General features: G+C 36.1%; 15 protein-coding genes. 10 read left to right on the top strand and 5 right to left on the bottom strand.

All coding sequences use genetic code 11. The features are described 5' to 3' along the window. Positions 1–243: 243 nt before the first annotated feature. The 6 genes from KV40_RS32655 (at position 244) to KV40_RS25830 (ending at position 9,811) form a co-directional block, all read left to right on the top strand. A complete protein-coding gene (locus KV40_RS32655; RefSeq protein WP_052055971.1) occupies positions 244–5,802 on the top strand; it encodes an AAA domain-containing protein in 5,559 nt (1,852 codons plus the stop codon). Next, entirely contained in the window at positions 5,771–7,468 is a 1,698-nt protein-coding gene (locus KV40_RS25850) for a phospholipase D-like domain-containing protein (RefSeq protein ID WP_052055970.1), read from the top strand. The genes KV40_RS32655 and KV40_RS25850 overlap by 32 nt, the downstream gene beginning before the upstream one ends. Before the next feature lie 200 nt (positions 7,469–7,668). Further along, positions 7,669–8,394: a hypothetical protein gene (locus tag KV40_RS25845; RefSeq protein ID WP_036487368.1), complete on the top strand. Its 726-nt coding sequence runs from the start codon at positions 7,669–7,671 to the stop codon at positions 8,392–8,394. Positions 8,395–8,535: 141 nt separating this feature from the next. Then, complete coding sequence (locus tag KV40_RS25840; protein WP_036487366.1) at positions 8,536–8,997, top strand: hypothetical protein; 462 nt, start codon at positions 8,536–8,538, stop codon at positions 8,995–8,997. Positions 8,998–9,188: 191 nt separating this feature from the next. Beyond that, entirely contained in the window at positions 9,189–9,467 is a 279-nt protein-coding gene (locus tag KV40_RS25835; RefSeq protein WP_036487364.1) for a type II toxin-antitoxin system HicA family toxin, read from the top strand. 122 nt (positions 9,468–9,589) lie between these two features. Continuing rightward, positions 9,590–9,811 carry a type II toxin-antitoxin system HicB family antitoxin gene (locus KV40_RS25830; RefSeq protein WP_156114184.1) on the top strand — a complete coding sequence of 74 codons (222 nt, stop codon included), beginning with the start codon at positions 9,590–9,592 and terminating at the stop codon, positions 9,809–9,811. Between the two features lie 84 nt (positions 9,812–9,895). Here KV40_RS25830 and KV40_RS25825 read toward each other — a convergent pair whose 3' ends face one another. The 4 genes from KV40_RS25825 to KV40_RS25805 form a co-directional block, all read right to left on the bottom strand. Further along, the gene (locus tag KV40_RS25825; protein ID WP_052055968.1) at positions 9,896–10,189 is read right to left on the bottom strand and encodes a hypothetical protein; all 294 of its coding nucleotides are present in this window, start codon (positions 10,187–10,189) and stop codon (positions 9,896–9,898) included. A gap of 98 nt (positions 10,190–10,287) precedes the next feature. Further along, on the bottom strand, positions 10,288–14,310 hold the full coding sequence (locus KV40_RS32650) for a UvrD-helicase domain-containing protein (RefSeq protein WP_052055967.1): 4,023 nt from the start codon (positions 14,308–14,310) through the stop codon (positions 10,288–10,290). Between the two features lie 463 nt (positions 14,311–14,773). Then, positions 14,774–17,068 carry an NERD domain-containing protein gene (locus KV40_RS25810; protein WP_036487360.1) on the bottom strand — a complete coding sequence of 765 codons (2,295 nt, stop codon included), beginning with the start codon at positions 17,066–17,068 and terminating at the stop codon, positions 14,774–14,776. A gap of 113 nt (positions 17,069–17,181) precedes the next feature. Further along, positions 17,182–17,439 carry a DNA-binding transcriptional regulator gene (locus KV40_RS25805; RefSeq protein WP_216595726.1) on the bottom strand — a complete coding sequence of 86 codons (258 nt, stop codon included), beginning with the start codon at positions 17,437–17,439 and terminating at the stop codon, positions 17,182–17,184. Positions 17,440–17,832: 393 nt separating this feature from the next. Here KV40_RS25805 and KV40_RS25795 point away from each other — a divergent pair, with 393 nt between their 5' ends. From KV40_RS25795 to KV40_RS35310, 4 genes are all read left to right on the top strand, one after another. Then, positions 17,833–18,120, top strand: coding sequence for a GIY-YIG nuclease family protein (locus KV40_RS25795; RefSeq protein ID WP_036487345.1), 288 nt, complete (start codon positions 17,833–17,835; stop codon positions 18,118–18,120). Between the two features lie 153 nt (positions 18,121–18,273). Further along, the gene (locus tag KV40_RS36420; RefSeq protein WP_216595725.1) at positions 18,274–18,420 is read left to right on the top strand and encodes a hypothetical protein; all 147 of its coding nucleotides are present in this window, start codon (positions 18,274–18,276) and stop codon (positions 18,418–18,420) included. Next, a complete protein-coding gene (locus KV40_RS37470; protein ID WP_371260837.1) occupies positions 18,387–18,677 on the top strand; it encodes a DUF6717 family protein in 291 nt (96 codons plus the stop codon). Before KV40_RS36420 ends, KV40_RS37470 begins: the two co-directional genes overlap by 34 nt. After that, complete coding sequence (locus KV40_RS35310) at positions 18,653–18,805, top strand: hypothetical protein (RefSeq protein WP_156114183.1); 153 nt, start codon at positions 18,653–18,655, stop codon at positions 18,803–18,805. Before KV40_RS37470 ends, KV40_RS35310 begins: the two co-directional genes overlap by 25 nt. Positions 18,806–18,991: 186 nt before the next feature. Here the strand turns inward: KV40_RS35310 and KV40_RS32645 are convergent, their stop codons facing one another. Beyond that, entirely contained in the window at positions 18,992–23,617 is a 4,626-nt protein-coding gene (locus tag KV40_RS32645) for an NACHT domain-containing NTPase (RefSeq protein WP_052055966.1), read from the bottom strand. Positions 23,618–23,642: the final 25 nt, after the last annotated feature.

The following is a 23,642-nucleotide window of genomic DNA, read 5'->3' as shown; positions in this document are numbered from 1 at the left end:
CTCCGTCAGTCAATAAATATTAATTTTTCGCTCTTTTATAGACTTCAAACCGTACTATCTTAGCTTCTACAAACTCAATAAACTAGCTACTGACTGTTCTACTTATCACTGCTATCGTTCCAATTGTCTGCTTGTGACTCAAAAATATTTTGCAAGGATCTGTCATTGGCTTATAACCAGATTAAAACCTATTTTTTCGATGGAAATGGGAACACTAGGCATAGTGTAACTATTGAGCATTAAATGACAACTGTATACAATCCTTATGAAGATTGGGGCTATAAATTTACTGGTAAAGCAATTGATAGTTTTATTCGGGATATCGAAGGCGAGGCAACTTTAAATAAATATCCAGAATTTTGCGCTCGCCGCGATCGTGCCGAACAGTTAATGTTCGACCTCTTTGGTTCAACCCCCTATTTATTTTATGTACGTCGCATCGAACAAGGTCATAATCTAGGGGAGCAAAAATGGGAATTAATTTTAGCAACAGATTTAGACAACATTCTTAAGTTTCCGACAAAGCTTGAAGACAAAGGATCGACTTTAAAATTAGTATCTATTGTCAATAACGATGGATACGGTGGTTTAAGAATTATTTATGCTCGGTTGCGTCCCAAACATGAAGGAAAAAAAGATAGTTTTGCTCAGTCTTGTTATATTCGTCTTCGCTCCAATTATCAATATGGCATTGGAGTACCACCCGAAGCAATAAAACGCATAATAGATAAGCCATTTAAAAAAGATTATGTTCCAACTGATGAACAGTTAAAGGCTTGGAAAATTTTTCTGAAAGTTTTAGAACGCTTAGCTAGAGAAAAGCAATTTTGTGTACCTTTTGTCAGTCATAATTACGGTGAAGCCACTAGAAATATAACTTTTAAAATTGATGCTCGCTCTGCAACTGTAGATAGTCAAGCTGAGGACAGGATCGAATTAGATGCTTTTTGGCAAAGAGCTAAACGAGCGCGTAATCAAAACATCAAGCTAAAAGAAAATAATCTAAGCGATAGCGATGGAAGAAAATTAGGAACGATTGAATCAATAGATTCTGAAAAGAACTTGCTCAAAATTAGCTTAGATGATGAAATCTTCGACTCTCTTGCTGAAGGACATTATGCCTTACCACAAGAAGGACTGCTATCTTTTGAGGCAGTTGGCGATCTTGTTGCGATCGGGTGGCAGAAAAAAGCGATAAAAGCTTTAGAAAACGGATGGACGCAAAATCCCTATTTAGGTCAGTTTCTGTTTGACGCTTCTCAAGCTAGAGAACCCAAAGAAAACATTCAAATTCAGCCACAAGATTTATTGTTAAAAACTATTAATCCCTCTCAAAAAGCTGCTGTAGAGACAGTGCTATCTGCACCAGATTTAGCATTAATTCAAGGACCACCAGGAACGGGTAAAACTACTGTAATTGCAGAGATTTGCTATCAGGTTGCTTTACGAGGCGGACGTACCCTAATCGCTTCTCAAGCTAATTTAGCCGTAGATAATGCTCTGTCACGATTACAACACAATCCTGTAATTCGCGCTGTTAGGAAAGGAAACAAAAACTCCGTTGGACTTGAAGGAGAGCCATTTCTCGAAGACAAAGTAATTAAAACTTGGCTACAAAATACCTCCGCAGACTGCGAACAACGTCTGAATCAAAAACTCGAACTCGCCAAGATTCTGCGTCAACTGTTAGCGTCAGCAGAACACTTTGACACCTATCTCATAACAGAAGAAAAATTTCAGCCGAAACACAAACAATTAGTAGCTCACCAAGTAATCTTAGAAAAAGATTATCAACATAAACATCAAGCTCATGCGCTCGCCCAAGAGAAACAAAAGGAAATAGAATTACTCTATGGGAATTTAGAGGCTATTCTTGCCTCCTCACCCCCGGTAAATTGGGATTGGACAACAATAGTTAATTGCTTAACAAAACTTACTCCCTACACAAATAAAGATGATTCTGTCGAACAATTAGCGATAAATGTAGATAAGGTAACAGTCCTCGTCAAAGAAATTGACTTAGTTGTTCCAGAGTACAATCTATTTGTTATAGCAGGATGGCTGCAAGACAACCTACCTCTAAAGTTAGCTGAAGCTCGTCTGGTCTTAGATCGTGCTAAAGATGCGAAAACAGCTATGGTTGAGGCTAATTCCGCTTGGCAGACTTTTCAAGAATATTCTGCTAAAGATAGCGAGTTGAAACAAGAACAGCAGGAAATCTCAGACGCTATACAAAATAGACAACAACAAATTGCCACTTTACATGAATGCTTGGATATAGTTCAAAATACTATTTCAGAACTAAATTTATCGATAAAACTTCATTACTTGCAAATTTTTAGGGAGTTAGAACCGCTATCTGTAAAATTTGCCGACTATATTCGAGCAGAATCAACTTTTGTCTCTCAGCAGAAGCTATTACAAGAATGTAAAGCAACTATAGAATCAGAATATCGAGTAAAAAAAGAAGACTGCAAAGAAGCCGAACAAAAAGAGCGCGAGATTAAGTTTCTTAAATTTAATTTAGAGGGATTACTAGCAAAAGTACCGAATGTAAACTGGTACGAGTTAGAAGTCATTGACTTGTTAGCACGTCTCCAACCTTACGTAGATAAAGAAACATCGGCACGAGGCTCGACGGAAAACGTCATTAACGAGATTAGAGAAATAGCTATTAAATTTAATATCTTACCCTCAGAATATCGACTATTAGGTTGGGTTGGATTGTACAACGGCATATCTACTCAACTAGCATCAATTCAGACAGCACTGTCTTTGGCTCAGAATGTGGCTTTGGCAATGTCTGAGATAGATTTCGCAGCCCAAACTTTAATAAAAAATAAAAATTTGATTGCTCAGTTACAAGCAGAAAAATCAAAAATTACTCAAAAGCAAACTGAGTTTCAGAAAGAATTAAACAATTTAAATCTTCAAAAATCTAAGCTAAATTTAGCGAGCGCGGATTTGCAAAAATGGTCGCAAACAGCTTATCTAAAACTGTATGAAGCGAGTGAGCAGTGTTTTCAGCATCAGCAAAGCTTAACAAAATATTCACTTCAGTTACCAGTTTCTTTTGTCGAAATAGCAAATAGCGATCGGGCTAATAGTAAACCTTGGGAAACTTGTTTGCGTTTTGGCAATAACAAACTAAGTAAATTAATTACTCAGTATCATGAATGGAAAGAGATTTTGGTAATTTTTCGTTCGATAGATTTGATGATACAGGAAGGGAAAAACTTAGTAAATGTTAATCCTCAAACTCTTAGTAGTAATACTGTTGATGAATTTTTCAATGCTATTGCTGAAGAAATTAATTCTTTAAATCCCTTACAGGCAATTAAAAAATTACAAAATCGAACTCAAACAACTCTCGGACAAATACAAAAAAAGCTTGGTACTTGGAATCAGCATTGGCAATTTATTAACTATCAGCAACGTAGAGGACTGTTAAGATCTGAACTAAGAGCGATCGCCCAGCATTGTAATGCCATTATTAAACAAAACAAACTAAAAGAACTCGAATCAATTTTCAAACAAATTACAGATGAAACAACTAACGGCATATTTACAAGTTCTCAGCAATTCTTAGATAAGACTAGCGAAGAAATAAACCACAAGGTTCGGCAAATCCAAGAACGATTAAATGAACTTAAAAATGACGAACTAGGAATACTCAGGCAAATATCTTTGGCTCAGGAGTCAGTAAAAAAATCTCGCAACGAAGGCAAATATAACTTTAGCCAAGTCTTAACCTTGCTAAGACAAATGAATGAGTCACCAATTTTACCCGAATCATTACGCAGTATAGCAAAGCAAGATTTACAACCTTCAGATATACGCAGGTTAGCACCACAATTTTTAGGACAAGTAAATTATTATCAGAATTGTTTCGATAAGCTTGAGGTTTTAATTCCAAAACTCAATCCTTTTAGCGTACTTTCAAATGTTAATAGGTTAATTACAGTCGCTCTAGATAGCTGTAGAGAGAACAATGAAAGCCTAGATCGAGAAGTTAAAAATGCTCGACATCAATTAGATAAAATAGATATTCAATTAGAGCAAAATCTAGAAAGTTTAAAAACTCAACGCTCTCAAGCAAAAACTGAAACAGAAGAACTACTTAACCAGCTAACAGAACAGCTAACAGAACAAACAAGATCGGAAACAGATATTCACAGGCAAATACTAATAACAAAAGAGCAAGTAAAAACCAGTAAAAGTGAAGCCGAACACAAGATAGAGCAATTTATCGAACTTTGGCAAGAAATCAGAGAAAGTTCTCAACTACTTCCTCAGTTACATACTTTTTTCAATAAATGCTTTCAAAATCCTAAGACTGGTATAGCTGACTCGTCGGAACTATCATCACTAGTAAAAACCCACGAAAGTCAAATCGAGCAAATAGAAAACTTAATTCCTCAACTTAATCCTTTTCCCGTACTTTCAAAAATTAAAAGTAAAATTGACATCGATCTTCAACAGCAACAAAAAACTACCGTCGAAGCATTCGAGCGACTGCAAGATTCTCAAGCTCAACTCGATGAAATTAAAACTCAACTACAGCAACAAACAAATGCGATCGAACAGGAGCGTCATTGGTGGCAGGAATATTGGCAAACTGTTCCGAAAGATCTCAGACCAGAAGAAGAATTTGCAGATTTATTCGAGCTAAATTTCTTACGCAAATTTAGACTTCAGTTCGAGATTTGGCGACAGCAATTAGGAGGAACAGAGGCTTATCTCAACCGATATCAAAATCTAATTTCTGACTGGATTGAGAGACTAAAAAATCCATCCGAGCAAAATCGTCACGAACTAAGACGAATTTATTTAGATAACGCCAATGTCATTGGTATTACCTGTAGTCAATCAGCTAGGGGAGATTTTTCTAAAGAGTTTAAATCTTTTGATGTAGTCATTATTGATGAGGTTAGTAAATGCACGCCTCCTGAGTTGTTAATTCCTGCTTTAAAAGCCAAGAAACTAGTGCTAGTAGGCGACCATCGACAGTTACCACCTATGCTCAACAATGACACTGTAGAAGAAATTGCTGAAGAATTGGGGACTACGACAGAAGAACTTAAATATTTAAAACAATCTCTATTCAAAAACTTGTTTGAATCTGCTCCAGAGAGTATTAAAAAGATGCTGACCATTCAGTATCGAATGCACCCTCAAATTATGGGAGCAATTAATCAGTTTTATGAAGATAATCTTGAATGCGGTCTGACTAATCCAGAAGAGCAACGCGCTCACTATCTAGCTAACTCTTATATTAAAAATAACAATCATGTAGTTTGGGTAAAAACTCCTCTTAATCAGGAATTCAAAGAAATATTTCATTCTCCTGGATATACTAACCCTAAAGAAATTGAAGTTATTGAAAACATTTGCCAACAATTCGAGCAAACTTGGTCTGTAAAAGTTCGGCAAGGACAACCCAGAAAAGAAATAGGCATTATTACTTTCTATGGTCGTCAACTAAAACTAATAGAAGACATTCTAGACTTTGATAAGTTTCCTTCTCTGCATATTCGTACTGGTACAGTTGACAGATTTCAAGGCATGGAAAGACAAGTCATCATTGTCAGCATGGTACGAAATAACGAACGAAAAAATGTTGGATTTGCCAAAAAGCCAGAGCGGGTAAATGTTGCTTTTTCTCGCGCTCAAGAATTACTGGTAATTATTGGTTGTCACTCACTGTTTACAAAATCGACCGAATATTCTGAGATTGCACATCTAGCTAACTTACATGGAGGTTTAATTGATGTTTCTGACATCTTCCAAGCGACCAATTGACCCAGAATTAAAAAATATAGTAGAAGATATCGAACAAAAAAGTCCCAGTTTATCAGTTTTAGCTGCACGTCAGTTACGCTACTGTGTGTTTCAAACTTCCATAAAAATTGAAATTTCTAAATCGCGCCAATTAAATATATTAGAAGATTTTATTTTCCGCGCAGGTATTGAGTTTGATCCTCTACCAACTGAAGACGAATTAGCTACTGTCCTTGGATTAGACCCGATATTTATCAAAAATACCACAGCAACCCTGCGGAATTTGCATACTTTAGAAACAGAAACCAAATCTGTTATCAAACTTACCTCTGTTGGACAAGAATTTTATCGCGATCGCTCTGTACCAGAAGCTCCAGAACCCAAAACGATATATGCTATATCAGAACCATTAAACAACAGCCTTAGTTTGAAATCTTCTCCTATCGAAGAGCGAGAAATAAACCATCTTCAAGATCTGACAGACTATGTAATAGTTGATGATAATATAAATCGTGTTTCTAGATTATCGCTCTCAGAATTACGAAAACTACTAATTCAAAATCCAGATTTAGAATTTCACTCTCCTGAAAATGGAAAATTCGTTACTTCTTTTAAAGCAGGAGACATCACCGAAACAATTTGGAAAACTTTGTCATTAATTGTTATTTTTGATGTCTTAGAGAATGTTTTTAGAATTCAAGCGAGAGAAGGAAAGAGAGTTTTTTGGTTAGATGATTTATTAGCCAAAGATAAAATCAACCTAAATGCTTTATGTCAGTTGACAGATGAAGAAATTAATAATTGGGGTGAAAGAATTGCCGATCGCAAAAATGCTGAAGTTGAAAAGAGAGTTGAAATAATCAGACAGAAGGCATTAGATAATCTTCGCCAACAACAACAGCAATCTAGTTCTGAATCGATAAATATCGAAGCTGGTACTGCCGTACAGTTACGTGGTGGTAAAATTTCTCAGGAACTAGCAAATATTTTAGATTCTGCTCAACATCAAGTTCTCATTTATTCTCCTTGGATAAGTGCAAAAGTTGTCAACGATAGATTTATCAAACGCCTCCAAAATTTGGCTAACAAAGGAGTTTGGATTTTAATTGGATACGGAATTGCCCAGAGTGAAAAAGAGGAAGAAAGACCAATTCCAGAACAAGTAAAGGAACAATTACAAAGTATTTTAACCAAAGAAGGAATATCTGCGGTTCAAGCTTTTTGGTTGGGTGGTTCTCATGCCAAAGAATTAATTGTTGACCGAAAAGTTCATCTTTTAGGTTCTAATAACCTTCTTTCTTTTCGCGCTAGTTCTGGCTTGTGGGATGAATCAGTATATAAAGTAACGATACCAGAACAAGTTCAACAAGCTTACGAATTTTATGCCCGACGTTTTAAAGCTAAAGCAGAAGAATTGTGGAACATTTCTCTGGAAAATAAAAATATTGAATTAGCTACACAAGCTCTTTGTTTGTGGGGAGCATTGGGGATGGAAGAAATGGCATTAATTCAAATAAAAGCAAATGACTGGGAAGAACTTTATTCCGTATGGATTTCTCTAGTCAGACAAGGAATAAGAGCGGAGAAAATACTACCTGATTCAGCTTGTTTTCAACAATTAAAAGGGCTAGAGCAATTGAGTGAGCAAAATTCTATAAAAAAATCCAACAAGACTTATAATTTATGATGTATTATGTCACAGTATTTTTACATTGAGGCTACGATTTTGATGCGATTACCCTGTGGCGATAAATAGACAATTTCTTATTGCCATTTTAGGTTTTCGTATCTATCATAGTTACATAGCAGCTACACAAGCTAGTAAAGTACAACGTTTAACGTCAATAAAAAACTTTTCAATTAAACCTACATAACAAAGAAAGGAAATTGGATTTACCAACTATCAATTTTGATGCCCTAAACCTTGAAATCTGGGCAAGAGGGTTTGATGATTATTATGTTGCCGACGAACACCATCAATCGGGTCGAGATTTACACACTGTCTCTTGTGACATTATCGAACACATCGGACATCTATTTTGGGAAGCTCAAAGAAAAGAGTGGATGGTTAAATACGGTTGCTATAACGAAGAAACTCATTTCGGAATTTTTTCTCCCCAGAAAATGAACGAGCTTGACCGAAAACTACATCTAGCTGAAATAAGCTTCTCATCTAGTCGAAGACCTGGACTACAACAGTTTCTTTTTATCCAAGATTGGGAACAAGAACAGCAATGGCAACAAGCAGAACAATACTGCCGACAATTCGAGCAGTACTACAACGAAGTTCATCATACAGGATTTACCAAAAATCAAATCGCTAGATATGAATACTATCGTTCCATAGTTAATGATATTTGGGACATAATTGAAGCCCGATATCGGGCGGGTATTCATAGAAAGTTTGATTATGAAGATGCCTACGAACAATGGCAATGGGGCTGCTACTTTAATACCGACGCATCAAAGCTAGAAAGAATAGCCATGTTTGCCGTCGAGACAGACTTGACCACAATGGGTTGTTATATAGAAGAACCTTTTCCCAAATACATGACAGACAATTACTGGCATTTTAAAGAAATCGGTAAATGGCTGAAAGAAATTGAAAATTAATTTGTCGATTTCTAAAAACTGTTGTATTATTGTAATGTTACGTTATTAAGTTGATAACGTAAGCCAAGACATATTTAGGACTTTTCGTCCTCCTACCGACCAGCCCAAGGGCTGAGTGTGTCTATTTACAGGAGGATGTCAATGTCTCTACTAGGTTTACGTTTTCGTGCGATCGCTTCTCACCTTCAATTACTCGACTATCAGCATCAAGATTTAGCTTTTGAAAAAGTTTCTAACTTAGTCGCCACCCAACTAACAAACCGATGGGAAAGGGCGATCGCTCATCGACAAGACCCTGAAGATCCCTACACTGTTTGGGAACTGCTCTATCTAGATGCCGTAATCAATCTAGAAGATTGCCAGGGAAAATTTACTCGCGTAGGAGTATCTTTAGTAACGGAGGAAAACAAAGCATATCGCGTTCTCAAACAGGCTCAAAAGCCAGCTTTTAACAAAGTGCGTAAAAGCTTAAAAATTTATCGCTATTGGGTGTTTTGTGTCGAGCCAAAATATTTTCCCGATTGTGGGGAATGGGTAGATATTCTCTATAGCGAGATTGATAAACCCAATCGAGAAGGTAGTTCTAGACTAATTATTTTATAAATCATCTAATCGCAATACTATATTCTCTTACGCTGGAAGCGTAGGAGGATATCTATTAATAACTCAAAACATAAATCAAAATAATTTTACCGATTTAGAAAACTTGAAAATAAAAAATAAAATTATTGACGTTTTATAAGCCGTAGAATATCTTTGAAGTGTTAGCCTAACACGCAGCTCGCAGAAAATACATGCCTAAAACTCTTACCAAGTTAAATAGCAAACAGCAAAAAACTCTGGAGGATGTTCTTAAAAACCCTATAGCAGCTAATCTGGTCTGGAATGATGTGGAAAGTCTCTTCCGCGCACTAGGATGTCAGGTAAAGGAAGGTAATGGCTCAAGAGTCTCGGTCGTCTCGAACAATACTGTAGGACACTTCCACAAGCCGCATCCTAGTAACGAAACCAACAGGGGAACGGTAAAATCTGTAAGGCTATTTCTGCATAATGCAGGAATTATAGTAGAGTAATCTACTAAATAAAAAAGGGGGGGTAGGTTTATCCTTACCCTCTATTATTTATAGAGGTTGATAAAATAGAAATTGAAGTGTAATGTAGTCAGCTTAAAGTTAGCTAATTAAGGATAGAGAAAATGATGCTGTTTAATTACAAAGATTATGTAGGCTGTGCAGAGTTTGACGAAGAAGCAGAAATTTTCTCAGGTAGAGTTATCAATATTAACCGCGATATAGTAACTTTTTGGGGAGAAACTCGCGAAGAAGCCTATCAAGAATTTGTTATTTCTGTAGATGGTTATTTGGAATTTTGTGAAGAAGAACATCGCCAGCCTGAAGCTCCTCTCTGCATATCATAAATTTTTATGCTCTTGTGTCAACAATTGACCTTTCTCAATGCCTAATTATTTAACCTCAAATGATTAGTCGGTTTATGCACCTTTCTACTTTCTTTTGCTTTTGTGTAAAAAGCGTTTGGTCGCCATCCCATTTGGCTTATCTTTACCAAAATATTTCTCACTACGATAGCGCAACCAAACTTTTAGCTGTTGTGGAATTTGCTCTTTTTGTTCTGGTGTCAAAGTCTCATAAAGTACCAATGCCTTTTCTCTTTCTCCTCTGCAAGCAGCATTATTATGAGCATCCCAATAACTCCGCGCTACCCTAATGCGCCTACATACTTCTTTGACCTTATCCTTATCCTTTAGTTCTTTATTTTTCTTCTTTTTGGCAACCAAATGACCCTCTTCTTTTCTACAAATGCTGGAGCTTCGTCAATTTTAACGCGAGGTAGTTCACAACAGATCGTGTTTGATAACTACTCACCCCAAAAATTCTAGCGATCGAGCCAGTCTGGAATCACAAAGCCATCAGTTTGAAGATTGCACGATATTACCGCACCATTGTTGGTATATTTATTGGCGATTCTGACGTAGTTATTTAAGCCAAACACGAAGTTTTGGTGATTATCGCATTTAATTGACATTTCTTTGATTTTTTGTGCCTTAATTTTCAGAAAATGTGAAGGAGTGTAATTATATTTATGTTTATTAGTTTTGATATACCAAGCCATAGCGTGTAGCAACCAAAAGTACATTGTGTACAGATCTCTATCGCCTTTACCTTGATTATCAATTAGTGTCTGACATTTCTGGCGATACTCTCGATTGCCAATAATATTATTAAAAGTTGGCAGAATTTGTTCTAATCTACTTAATTCAACTTCTGGATCGCCCCAAATATTATTACTCTTGAAAAATGATAGGTCTTCTAAGATATTTATTTTCTCTACCTTTGGTATAGCTATATTAGCATCGGCTATAGTTTTATATCCTATATTTTGAGTACGCTTGCTATCTATTTGTAATTGTTCGGAAGAAAGCAAAAGTCGCTCGCGACAATTATCAGCTTGTTCTGTCATCCCAGCTAGTTCGTATTGTTCGGCAGCTTGTGACCACTGTTTTTCCATCTCAAATAGTTTTGCAGCCCTTACTGGCATTCCAGCTAAGGCGTACTGCCCGGCAGCTTGTTGCCATCGTTTATTGCTCTCAAAAATTTTAGCTCGGCAAAGAGTAACTTCTTTGAGCATTCCAGCTAGGGAATACTGCTCACTAGCTTTTTTCCACTGTTTGTTATTCTCAAAAATTTTGGCTTGGCATCGAGCAACTTCTTTATTTTCACAAACTTGTTGTCTTTTTACATTACCTAATTCACCCCAGCAAACAGCAGCCTGTTGCCACTGTTTTCTAGCCTCAAAATCATTTGCTCGACATCTATCGGCTTCTACGGGCATCCTAGCTAATTCGTATTGTTTGGCAGCTTGTTGCCACTGTCTGTTACTTTCAAGACTTTTAGCTTGGCACAAAATAACTTCTTCGTTCATTCCAGCAAAGGCATACTGCTCGGCAGCTTTTGCCCATTGTTTGTCTCGCTCGAACAATTTTGCAGCCCTTACTGGCATTCGGGCTAAAGCGTACTGCTCGGCAGCTTGTTGCCATCGTTTATCGCTCTCAAAGCTCTTAGCTTTGCAGAGAATAGCCTCTTCTGACATTTGAGCTAATTCGTATTGCCGAGCAGCTTTGTCCCACAGCTTTATTTTTTCATATTGTCGTGCAGCTTCTATCGGCACTCCAGCTAACGCATATTGTCGAGCAGCTTTGAACCACTCTTGCTTGTTTACAAAATACCAGGCTCTATACTCAGCAGCCTTTTCTGGCATTCGGGCTAACTGATATTGTTGAGCAGCTTTGAACCACTCTTGCTTGTTTACAAAATATTTAGCAATATCTTCAGTAGATTTAGCGATACATTTAATAGCCTTTTCTGGCATTCGGGCTAGTTGATATTGTTCTGCTGCCTTTGCCCATTTACGATCGCGCTCAAATAGTTTGGCAGCTTCTTGAGGCAGCTTGGCTAGTTTGTATTGTTCTGCTGCCTCTTGCCATTGTTCTTTAGTTTCAAATTCTTTGGCAGTTGCTATTCTTGTCTCAACTTTTTTAAGCTCATTGTCACTTTTTAGCCAACATTTACGAGCCTCTTTTGAATAGTTTAGTTTTTCCCAAATTAAGGCTGCATCTTCCCATTCAAGTTCTAATTCTAAAGCGCGAGCTTGACAAACTTGTTGCTTATGGGTATTATCTGCTTTGCTCCAGTAAATAGCAGCTTGGCTCCACTGCGCTTCTTTTTCTAATAATGAAGCAGCTTGTTGCCAATCTTCTAACTTGACAAAAAATTCGGCAGCTTTAGTATATTCTTCTTCTTGTAAAGCTAATTTAGCTGAAGCTTGCCATTTTAATTCAGCGTCTCCTGAGTTTTCAAAACATTCAATGGCTTGACGATAGCGTTTATTATCCAGATAATATAGCCCTTTTTCTTGCCAGTCCCGAACTGTTGATTCGAGTCGCTCCATTCGTACAGATTCAGCATCTATTTGCTGCACTAAATCTACTAACTCTCCTTGATTCCAAACTACAGAAAGTCGCTCTTCCCAAACATTTAAAATTCTACGAGCGCGAGTAATAGCAACATAAAGTAAATTTAGTTCCAACCTTAATTGGGGTATCTCTTTATCTTTTAGTACAGGTATGCCTTTAATAGCCTTTGACCATAAATCTTGGTGAGGTAGAAAAAACTCAACTAAAAAAACTGTATCAAATTCTAATCCTTTAGCCTCTTCAATAGTAAATACCAAACTAGAATCTAGCTCAGTGCATAATTTTTCTTTTTGCTCTTGAGTTCTAACTAAGACTGCATCTCCTGAATAAAGCTGTTTCACAATAGGTTTAATATTTTCTGGTGGTGCATTAATTAACCGCGCAGATTTTTCTATCAGGACAGATTTACTAGATTGGCAATCAAGATAGTCGGAATCATTTATTTTTTCTAGCAATAGTCGCGATCGCAATATTAAAATTTGATTCGCTAATCTAACTAATGAGTCAACACTACGAAAGTTAAAATGAAGTTTCTTCTCGACAACTTGTCGATTGATTATACTAAGATGCTCGCTATAGTAAAATAGACTCTTTAAATCTTCCCAGCGAAAACCACTAGGACTAATCATTTGGTAAAGATCGCCAGCAAAGACAAGATGACCATCGGGTGCAATAAGCTGCATTAATAGATATAGCTGTAATTCGGTTAAATCTTGTACCTCATCACAGACAATCATCTGATAAAAGTATTGAGGCTCATGCTGGATGTATTTAAGAGCTTGTCTGGCTAGATCTATTTCATTAAAGCGTTTCTCTTCTTTCAAATAGTTTTGATACCATTGAGCTATTTTATAGATATTAGGACGTTCTTGCGGGGCAATAACTGACGATTGATTTTTACCTAAAGCTTCGTATTCTGTTAATGAAAACGCTTCTGCATCAGTTCTAAGACATGACCCTTTAATGATGCTGCGAATTTCATCCCAAACTAACGCAGCAGGATAAATTCTACTAATAGATTGATGGCAATACAATCGTTCAAAAACTTGATAGTCAACTTCGTTATATTCGAGATAAGTTTCGCCAGCCTTTAGTAAAATCTGCGAACATAAATCTCGAATTGTCTGAAACTGAAACCAAGATTCGATTTCCTCAATTTTCTTACCGACTATTTTTTGAAATTGCTTCGAGGTTTCCTTAACTAAAACAGGATTGTAAGCTACGTAAAGCCGTTTTCCAGAATCAAAACGTTCCAAGCTTTTAAGCAACTGATATAAACCTACTGTTGTTTTACCAGTGCCAGCACTGCCAGATAACAATAAATTACCATAATGATTTACTAAAGCACTTTCTTCTACTGAAAGTCTTAATGGCAAATTTTCATCCTGCTCGACAATTGCTTTATGCCAATCTAATTCCGACTCTAATACCTGCCATTGAATATTACCTAACAGTTCGTCTGTAATATCTTCAAGAATCTGTAATTCTTCATCAATAGCCTCTAGAATAGCGTCTAGTTCTTCTTCCAAAAGCGCGTCGCAGTTTGTTTTTAAATTACCAACTTCTCTAATTACCTCGGCATCTAGCCATCGTGCATCGGGAGTTCTAATTCTGGCTTTGGCTCGCTGAAAAACATCATCGTGATCTAAACAAATATCTTGAACTGCTATATACACTAGCGGTTGTTTCGTATCGGGAGCGATCGATTTTTCATAGGTATAAATAAGCCGAATCGCACTAGTTATTCTAGCTTCCCATACTCCTTTAGCAACACCCTTAAGCTTTTTTGCTCTTAAACCAACATCAAAACTTTGCTGTCTTAGTTTGTCTATACATTTCCAAGTACTGTTTTTCCAATCCTCCTGAAATTTTTTAGTACGAAGAAATTCAGTGACATCAGGATGTAAAATTACTGGCAGAAGCATAAATAAGATAATTTTAAAAGCTTTATTATTTAAAGTTCCCTAAAATCTTTTAAATCTAACAGTTTTAATGAAATAAACTCAATTTCTTGTCCAATTTGGAACTATAACTCAAATTTAGTTAATTGCTCGCTATTTAATTTTTTATTCTAATAAAGTGTATAAAAACAAATGAAACACAGCATGAATAGATTTGAACTTCAAACTCTAGCCAATAAAAGCGTTGTTCGGGTTGTTTGAGCGAAGCAATGGCAGGAATAGAATCTTGATTAGTAACTGATGCTTAAGCCATCCTCTAACTGGTTTTTGCTCTGACCAATTGAATGAATTAATTCTGCTAAAAATTCCTTGAATTTTGTGTTTTTCACTCAGTGCTACGATACGATTGCTTATAAGAGCCATCACAAAATGCTTGTCTAAATTCTGTAGAATAAAGCTCATGTTTTCTTTTGAGGAAAACTATAATTTAATTACTTTCATCTTCAGTTAGTCGTTTCAATGACGTTTTATTGAAAGCAGGAAAAGTGAAATTAGGATATTGCTCGATCGCTTGTTGTAATTCATCAAAAATTGGGCTATCTATTCCAGTAGCTATACACCAAACTCGCGCACGAGTCAGAGCAACAAAAGTTTCATTTCGTTTGTGAAGTTCTTCTTCCTGTTTCCATCCAAGTGGTTGAGTTGCATAGTGAAAACGACAGGCATAAACTTTCCATGCTTCATTTCCCTTGGCACGATATATGTTAGATATAGTCACGCAATCATCTTTACGGAAAATACTGGGATTACCATTAACACCAGCAATATAGCTGTCAACTCCGTATTGGTCTAGCGCATTCTGAAGCTCGTATAAATAGGGTTTTTCATAATCTCCGCACAAAGCAGTAATCATAATGTCCCAAGGATCGAATCCTAGCTCGATATCTTTGGCAACCTGTCGAGCAATCCATTCTCTTTCTTCTCGTTCGGTATTGAACGGTTGAATAGTTAGCGATGTTCCTAAAGCATCTTTTAGATCGAAATCATCTTGGTCGATTGGATGGGGACTAGAAGAAAGCGATCGCGTAATAGTAACTGGTTTGCCAACGCTTCTGAAATCACCCTCAACTTCGTATCCCAAATTTTCCCATTCTTTTTTATGTGTAACTCCTTGTAGAGAGCCTTCTTTACGAAATAGCCCCATATTAATTGCATGGGCAGTCATCAGTAATTGTCGCGGTGTTCGATAACAAGTATTCATATTATGAGCTTTCTGAATACCATCTTCATATACAAGCGGCGTTCTATATGTTGAAGGTTTATCTGGAAGCTTATTACCGCCTAAGTCAACTACTGGTGTGCCATCAGGATTATTTCCGAAAATTGTTTTTGGTCTAGGGACAAGAAGAGAACCAATTCCTTGTGCCTCATCATAAGCCCAGTAGAGTCGTTTAGGGTCAGACAAAATTTGATAAGCTAATTGATAAAATATTGGAGGCAAATCCTGTCCTTCGTCGATCAATAAAGAATCATATATTGTAGGAAATAGCTCTAAGCTTTTTGATTGACCAAAAAACTTTTCAAAAATTTCTTTTTTCTCTAGTACTTCTTTGCCCTCCGAAGAAATTATTGTAGATATTGCATGATTTATTTCTTTGTTTGATTTTGCTTTTAGTTGTGTTTCTAATTGAATAATTACATCTTTAAGCAAGCACAAACAGATATATTCAAAAGATTCTCCAGGTGAGCCATAACCTACCTCGTGTTTTACATCGTTGACAATTTTGGGTCTGACTCCAGATCTTAAAGCTAAATTATAGTAGAATCCATCTTGTTCTCTTCCACCCCAAGCGTGCAGCACTTTCAGTTTTGTCCAGTCTGGTTCTTGATTTTCAGGGTGCATTTCTCGATGATAACAAGCTATAAGTTCGAGAATTTGGTCGTATAAAGAACGAGTGAAAAAGATAAAACCAATTGTCCAATCAGGATGTTTAATATAAATTTTTGCTGCTCTTTTTGCTAACAATACAGTTTTTCCAGTTCCAGCTAAACCACGAAGACGTTGCGCTCCACTCGGTACTTCAAAAGCAATTTTCTGTTGAGTTTCATCTAATATTTTGAGTCTAGATTCAATATTTTGAATAACTCTAAGAGGATTATTTGGTGGTGTTCCTGTAGGAATATCACGAGGTTCTCTTGATGGTAAGATTCCCCCTAAAACTCCTTTAACCAACTCCCACTCGCGATCGCTTAATTTTTGTTGACGATTTTCTGAATCTTCAGTTAGCTTTTTCTTCAAAGCTGTTGAAGTCAGACTCTCATAAACTAATACCACTCCTTGAGTAGATGGTAGTTGCCCGAATCCTTTTGATTCCCATTCTTTCTGTCTAACGTTTGGAAGTGCTACTCGAAAATTAAAAGAAGATACTAATCCGCGAGTTTCTCTACGTTCTGTCAATTTGTTTTTGATAGCAAACATTTCATCTTCTGCCTGAGCAACTGGCGTATCAGTTTCTCGATACCAGTTCTTCATCTGCCATTCATGCCCTTGAATACTATTGATATTGTTTATAGAGCATCCCTTACATTCGATTACCCATAGCCCCAACTTCCGATGCAACATGAGAATGTCTGGTTCACGATTAAGTCTGCCAGTCCTAGTAAAAATTGGATATCGATAATACGCTACTCCTTCTTCATCTTTAAAAGCTCCTTTCAGCCATTCCCAAACTTTTTTCTGAGCTTGATTATCGTCAAATGGTTCGTAGGGGAAAAAATCCATACTACTAACTCCATCAATTATTTACTTTATTTGTAGGGTTTTGATAATGAAACTATTTATTTAGACAAATACTGCGATCGCGCTCTGCGCGCTGGCTGAGTCCGAAGGACTTGCTACGCAATCGCCAATCGCAACTCCTCACCTCGTTCTCCCAACTCTGTAAGCTTTGTCTCGATTAGCTTTGAAGCAGCAGATGAAGGCTTTGTTTTCCCTCGCTCCCATCTACTGATGCTAGAAAAAGAAACTTCCAAACTGTTTGCCAATTCCTCTTGTGTTAATCCTGAAACCTGCCGCAGTTCTCGAATTAATTGACCTACAAAGGGTTGCTTGAGCTTTTTGATTTTTAGTATTTCCATTAATACTGCTGGCATTCAAGACAGCACGGACATCTCACGGTGCTTTCTAGCCGAAAGCATCCGTGTCCTCTTATGACTAAGCAAGTGCTGTGTATTTCGCTCACTATCTTGGCTACTCGATCGATATAAAGGCTGTAATTCAAGTACAGTTCTTGCTATGATGAGCGACACTTACAAACAATAGATATATGCTTAACAATAGTCAGCGATCGCTAGCCACGCAAGCTGAGTCTACGACTTGCGTTGCGCTTCCGCTTATCGGCAAAGCCCAAGTCACGCAGCTAATCGCAATTACTCATTTACAGGACTTGCGCACTTCAGTACTGAAAACCTTGATTTACCGTTACAGACTTGCTGCTCAAACAGCGAAATTTTGTTCAACTGCGTAAGTCCTGATTTAATTAATTTATGTGGTCTGTATATATAATTCGATGTTGCGACAATTCTCTTTATACAGGGATTTCCAATGATGTCCCCAAACGTTTTAAGGTTCACCAATCGGGCAGTAACCAAGCTGCTAAATATACCAGAAATAAACATCCCCTACAGTTAGTTTTCAGCAGTGAAATAGGAAACAAATCGGCTGCTTCTCGTGCCGAATATCATCTTAAAAGACTATCAAAAAGAAACAAGGAATTACTTGTAGCAGGTAAAACTTCACTCTTAAACTTGGGAATTATCGAAACAAAGATTTGAGCGATCGCCACAGCATCTCTCTTCAGTAATAATTTGCTCTAATGAACGTAAATAATTGCCAAAAGCTTTGATTGAATTAAAACGTTATTTAAGAAACTACATTGGGCAAACTAGAAAATACCTGGAAACCTAATTCGTTTAAAGATATTAATTATGAATAATTCGCTAATGGTAATTTTTCCCTATAAATTGCACAATACTTGGGTTTTTGACGACTCTACAGTGGGATTACAGCAAGAACATGCCCTGGAGGGCATCGCCGTTGCATTTGCAACGTCGGCTCSCGAAGCGCGAGCGTAAATGGAATCCCAGAAATAATCGATCTTTTAGTTGAGAACAAAGAACTAGCTAATGCTAAGGAAGGATTTAAACTCATTTTTTCTCAGACTCCTTTCCCTGGTTACGATCTAAAATTAGCCTGGAAGTCAGAAGAATATGGTGGCAACTGGTACTATTGCCAACAATACGATCTTGAAGGTTGGTTATGTCCAGCCTTATTTAAATACTTTAATCGCGCCCCGCAAAACATTTATTGTCAGGCACAGCCGAAGAACTAATCTGCAAAGTTAGATTGTGGTTATTAATTAACAACTGGTATAAATGTGAGGTGGCAGTGGAAACATCGACTTTAAATCGCGGAGAATTACTACTACTACCCATTCTCCGCGATCGCTATCCACTGTAAAAAAACACCATTTTAATTGGCATTCCCTATTGCTGTATCTTGGCATTGATGAGTGTGTAATAATTTGGCTGCAACTGTCTACAGAAAATCCTGATTGTAGATGTCATGAATATTAAACTATTACCTAATTAGCAACACCCTAAAAAACATTGTTTTACAATTAGCATAATGTTTTTTGAGAAAATACTAAGATTCCAAATGAACTTTTCTCATCCACCCCATGAGATTTTCAATCAAATTTGGCGAACTTGGGGAAAATTGTTTTAATTTGCTTGTAGGTTGGTCAGTAATGACACAGATTGCACCTTCAAAGGTATTCAAAGGATCTAGTATACTTTGACTAAATCCCGTCCATTCTGTTTCTAACGCAGTTGAATCGTAAAATACTAAAACTATTAGTTTGTCCGTATTGCGCTGTAGCGAATGCCAATAAGACTTAAGTAAAGGCATAGTTTCTGGTTCGCCATTATCTCTTAGCGGACATTTCCAATCAAGCATTTGGTCATAGATTTCAACAGCAGGATTATTGCGATCGCTTATTTGTCTTTGATTAATACAAATTAATTGAATGCGGTCTTTAAAAATGTCATCTTTATCAATTGAACTTAAAAGCTCAAGAGGCAGGTTCTCTAAATTTAAAGCTAGTATATACGAGTTAGCACCGACACCTTCAAATTCTGACATTTCTTGATGGGAAGGAATTTGAGAATTGTGCCAAGCTCGATGAAATTCGGGATATGACATAGTTTGAGCGCAGTGCCAAAAGATTTTATCTAACTTAGCGTTTTCTTTTTCTATAGATGAATATTCTTTTAATATAAAAACTGTTTGATAAGACTGTGGTTCGGCAATGTTTTTAATCAAACTGTTTACAATAGTATGGGTCAGTTTTTCGTTCTGTTCGACTATCATTTTGAGCAAAACATCAACTACAGCTTGATTTGCTATACTAATTAAACCTAGTTTCCTGATAATAAAAGATTTTCGGATTTCTAAACTTGAATTATTTTCTAAAATGCCGATTAGTAAGTTAACAGCCTTTGAATTGTTTGGTGAAATACAACCTAAAGTACAAGCAATATCAAAGCAAAGGTTTAAATTATTGGTATTTTCAAGCAATTCCGTCAAAACAGCAATTGCTTCTTCATTATAAGTTTGATAACCGCTTTGAGCTAGTAAACTAAGAATAGAAGTAAAATTGTTTTTTGAAAGTTCTGTGTCAAAGTTACTTTCATATTTTAAGTTCTGTAATATTTCAATTAAAGACTCTGTTATCTTTGAGTTTTTGAGTAAATTTTCTTCTAATTTATCTGGCTCGACCACAGTTCCATGAGTTGCATTCTTAGCTTGTACCCAAGAATCAAGTAAAAACTGTAATACTTGAATATTTCTGGAATCAAGTTCTAGAATTTTTAAAGCTGCTCTACAGCGAATTAACGTATCAGGGTAATTATACAAGTCATCGAGAACTTTATTACAATTTGGCAAACGGTCGATACAACTAGAAATATTATCTATTAAAGTCAAAGCAATTGTTTTACGAACAGATTTATTTAAATCTTCATTCAGCAAAATAACCAAATTCTCATATATTTTTTCAAAAGCAACATTTTCAGAGATTTTTTGAATAACTTCACTGCAAATATCTTGATTGCAATTCTTTTTTACTAGCTTTATTAATCTTTCTAAAATACTATTGTTAGTAACAGCTATTTTAGACAAATTTGTTAGTATTCTTGGAATATTTTCTCTTTCAAATCTACTATTAAAAGAAGTATGACGTAAAAAGTCAAACAAAATTTCTAGAGATTGATAATGTTTTGAGTTTACTTCAATTAATTCTGTAGCAACTTCAGTTTTAATTTTTTCATCAGACAAATTGTATAAAGCTTTGTCTAAAGTTCTGCATACAATAGTATTTTTAGAATCGAGTCTTTTTAAAGCTTTAGCGGCTTCGTATTTTAATAACCAATCGTTTGAGTTGCTAATATAATTAGAAAGAAGTTGAATAGCTTCGATGTTTTTTGAAGAAATTATATTCAACCAATTAATAATTTTGATATATAATTTTTCTTTAAAATTAAAACTTAATTCTTTTTCTAAGATATCGATCAGCAACCTAGTTACTTCACTATTACTTATTGCAACTCTAGCTAACGTATCGCCTGCTGCATCAAAACTTTCAGCGGCTTTTTCTAATTTCTCATCTAAACCAAATTGCCGCTTAAGATTTTTTTCTTCTAAAGTTTCTTCTCTTATTACACTTTGTTCGAGAGCTATTTTCCATCTTTCGCTATTTAAACATTTTTGTCCTAATTCATCTTCTACATATAAAGGCATTTCTTCAAGTGAAGGAAGTTGTTCTGTTTCCTTGGAAATTTTATACTTACGATAGTTTCTTAATTTGACAATTCCATCATAGCCAACATTAAGAAAACGTATTATAGCTTTGATAATCTCCGAATTGCCAACTTTTATTTTAAAAAACGGAAAATACTCTTCTGAAAAGTTTGGTGGCTCGTGAATATCAAATTCGCAATCTATTTCAACTAATTTTTTCCAAATGAAAACATTGTCTATCCAATGAATTAGATGTTCGGTAACTACTTCATGTTTGGGAGCGAGTTCATTCAAATACCAAAAATGCTTAAAGGATACTTTACGTTCTTTACAATTGTCAATTTCCCACCAATATACTGTATTTAATAAAGCCTCTAAAACAATGTTTCTGTCCGCTTGTTTTAATGCTTGTTCGGCAAGTTTTATCAAGTTTCTAGGAGCTTCGACCCAGTCCTCAGTTTCTCCATCAAAATAACCATATACCCATCCAATAATTTTTTCAAAAATTTTTATATTAAATTTATTTTCTTTGAATTCGGCAGCTATAGCCGACATTACAAAGTATGTTTTGGCTGAATAGTAGTTATATTTGCCATATAATTGAAAACATAAATTGCTAAACTCCATTAAAGCTTTAATTAATTTGTCTTTTTTATCAACGGAAATATTTTTTCTTCCAAACCATAACAACATTACTTCCTGCCATTGCGGTTCGAGATAACGATATTTTCCTTGAGAGGGATTAGTAGGTACGTGGTCTAAGAAAAAATGCCAGTTATCGATCGCACTAGCAGCAAAATATTCTTCAAAAGTAGGATGATAGAAAGCATAGACTTTTTCAGTAGGATTTTCTGCTGCTACACCCACTTGATTGAGCCAGCCTAGATTTTGTGCTACCTCAAACAAAGATTCTTCTAAATATTGACTAATAAAAGTTTCACGTAAGCGAAAACGCGATTCGTTTCTATCTATTGCCTGTAGTGCTAGCTGTCCTAAAGCAACATTTAATTCGGTTTGGCTAAATCTTTCTCTGACTTTCCCCTGATTCCAATTATAAAAAGAGCTAACAAACCGCTGGTACAATTCTGCCTTAGTTGTAGGAAGCCGCTCTTGGCTCAAACTATTTTGCTGTTGCCAGGAATAACATAGCAACATCAGACGTAGAGGATTTTTGATTAAATCGTTAATGCGTTCTTTTCCTGGTTGTTTGAGAAGCGAGCGCAAGTTTTTTCCCTTTTGAGTGTCACTCTTCTCAAACCATTTACCGATAAACTCGTCAACCTGTTCGGAAGCAAAATCTAGATTGCGGTAAACATCAAAGTCATAAAGGGCATTTTTATTAGCATCCCAAACATTAAGACGACACGTTAATACTACCCGTACATTATTTATCCAACCTTCACTTAGTTGTGAGGTAATATGCTGCAAGGGATTATCTACTGCCATTTCGTCTACTCCATCGAGTAGCAGCCACACTTTACCACTCTCTATTAGTTTTCCAAATGCTTCTTTTAATTCAGAAGAAACTACGAACTTCTGAGTAGCGTTTCTCAGCCAATCTTCTGACAAATAATCTCTTAGCGATTTTGTACCCATCTCACTTAATGAGAGCCAAATTGGTGTACTATCAGTATCTTCTTTTAAAATCCAGCTAGCTATCTGTTGTAAAAGAGTAGTTTTACCTGCTCCTGGCTCGCCAATAATGGCAATGGGTTTATTTTTAGAAGCAATTTGCTCGAAAAACTGTTTGTTTTCAATGGGAATTAGTTTTTCCTGGTATAACTCCGAACCTCTTTCTGGCTCTCCTTCGTTGCAATCGCGTTTTTGCCTTTGTTTCCGTTCTACTATTCCTAAAGGAACATACACCTCATCTCGTTCTAACTCAATTCCATCAATTGCTGTTAAAGAATTACTAGTTAAGCGATCGAATTTTTGTGCTTCTAACACATTGCGACTAACTATGCGCCAGTCAATCTCTGCCTCAATACTTTTTTTGGTTAGTTCGGATAATTGTGTGTAGTTTGGCTCGATTAATTCTTTTCGCTGCTGTTTAACTTTTTCTGCCTCTTCTAGCTTATTAATAGCGATTAGCAACAATTCAGTACTGTGCAAGGCACGATAAGTAAAATCATAGTTAAATCTATGTATTTCATTATGTGAGAAGAAATTGCGAACCTCACGTAACTCGTTTACTATACTGCGTTCGGTGCGATCGAATCCGCTTTCAATACAAAAAGTATCCCAGCAATAGTCAATAATTTTAAACAAAACCAGAGGATCGTTCCACTTAGGTACATCGCCGTTAAAGTTATCAGAATTGAGACGTTTTTTAAGTTTGTTATTCCAGTCTATAGATTTTTTACTCAAATTTTGTTTGACAAAATCAGAAAGAGGCGGAGTTAAGACATGAAACAATATTCTACAAACAAGAATCTGATTATTTTCAAACTTTATTAAATTATTATTAGTCATTACTTTTACTCAAGTTAAAATAGTG

Source organism: Myxosarcina sp. GI1 (genome assembly GCF_000756305.1).
Lineage (GTDB): Bacteria > Cyanobacteriota > Cyanobacteriia > Cyanobacteriales > Xenococcaceae > Myxosarcina.
The sequence above is the reverse complement of the archived record's forward strand: the minus strand, read 5'-3'. Positions and strand labels throughout refer to the sequence as shown.

Bases quoted from the DNA above. Each gene is read 5' to 3' on its own strand.
- KV40_RS32655 (WP_052055971.1), top strand. From the start codon at position 244: ATGACAACTGTATACAATCCTTATGAAGATTGGGGCTATAAATTTACT.
- KV40_RS25850 (WP_052055970.1), top strand. From the start codon at position 5,771: ATGTTTCTGACATCTTCCAAGCGACCAATTGACCCAGAATTAAAAAAT.
- KV40_RS25840 (WP_036487366.1), top strand. From the start codon at position 8,536: ATGTCTCTACTAGGTTTACGTTTTCGTGCGATCGCTTCTCACCTTCAA.
- KV40_RS25835 (WP_036487364.1), top strand. From the start codon at position 9,189: ATGCCTAAAACTCTTACCAAGTTAAATAGCAAACAGCAAAAAACTCTG.
- KV40_RS25830 (WP_156114184.1), top strand. From the start codon at position 9,590: ATGATGCTGTTTAATTACAAAGATTATGTAGGCTGTGCAGAGTTTGAC.
- KV40_RS32650 (WP_052055967.1), bottom strand. From the start codon at position 14,310: ATGCTTCTGCCAGTAATTTTACATCCTGATGTCACTGAATTTCTTCGT.
- KV40_RS25810 (WP_036487360.1), bottom strand. From the start codon at position 17,068: ATGGATTTTTTCCCCTACGAACCATTTGACGATAATCAAGCTCAGAAA.
- KV40_RS25805 (WP_216595726.1), bottom strand. From the start codon at position 17,439: ATGCCAGCAGTATTAATGGAAATACTAAAAATCAAAAAGCTCAAGCAA.
- KV40_RS25795 (WP_036487345.1), top strand. From the start codon at position 17,833: ATGTGGTCTGTATATATAATTCGATGTTGCGACAATTCTCTTTATACA.
- KV40_RS32645 (WP_052055966.1), bottom strand. From the start codon at position 23,617: ATGACTAATAATAATTTAATAAAGTTTGAAAATAATCAGATTCTTGTT.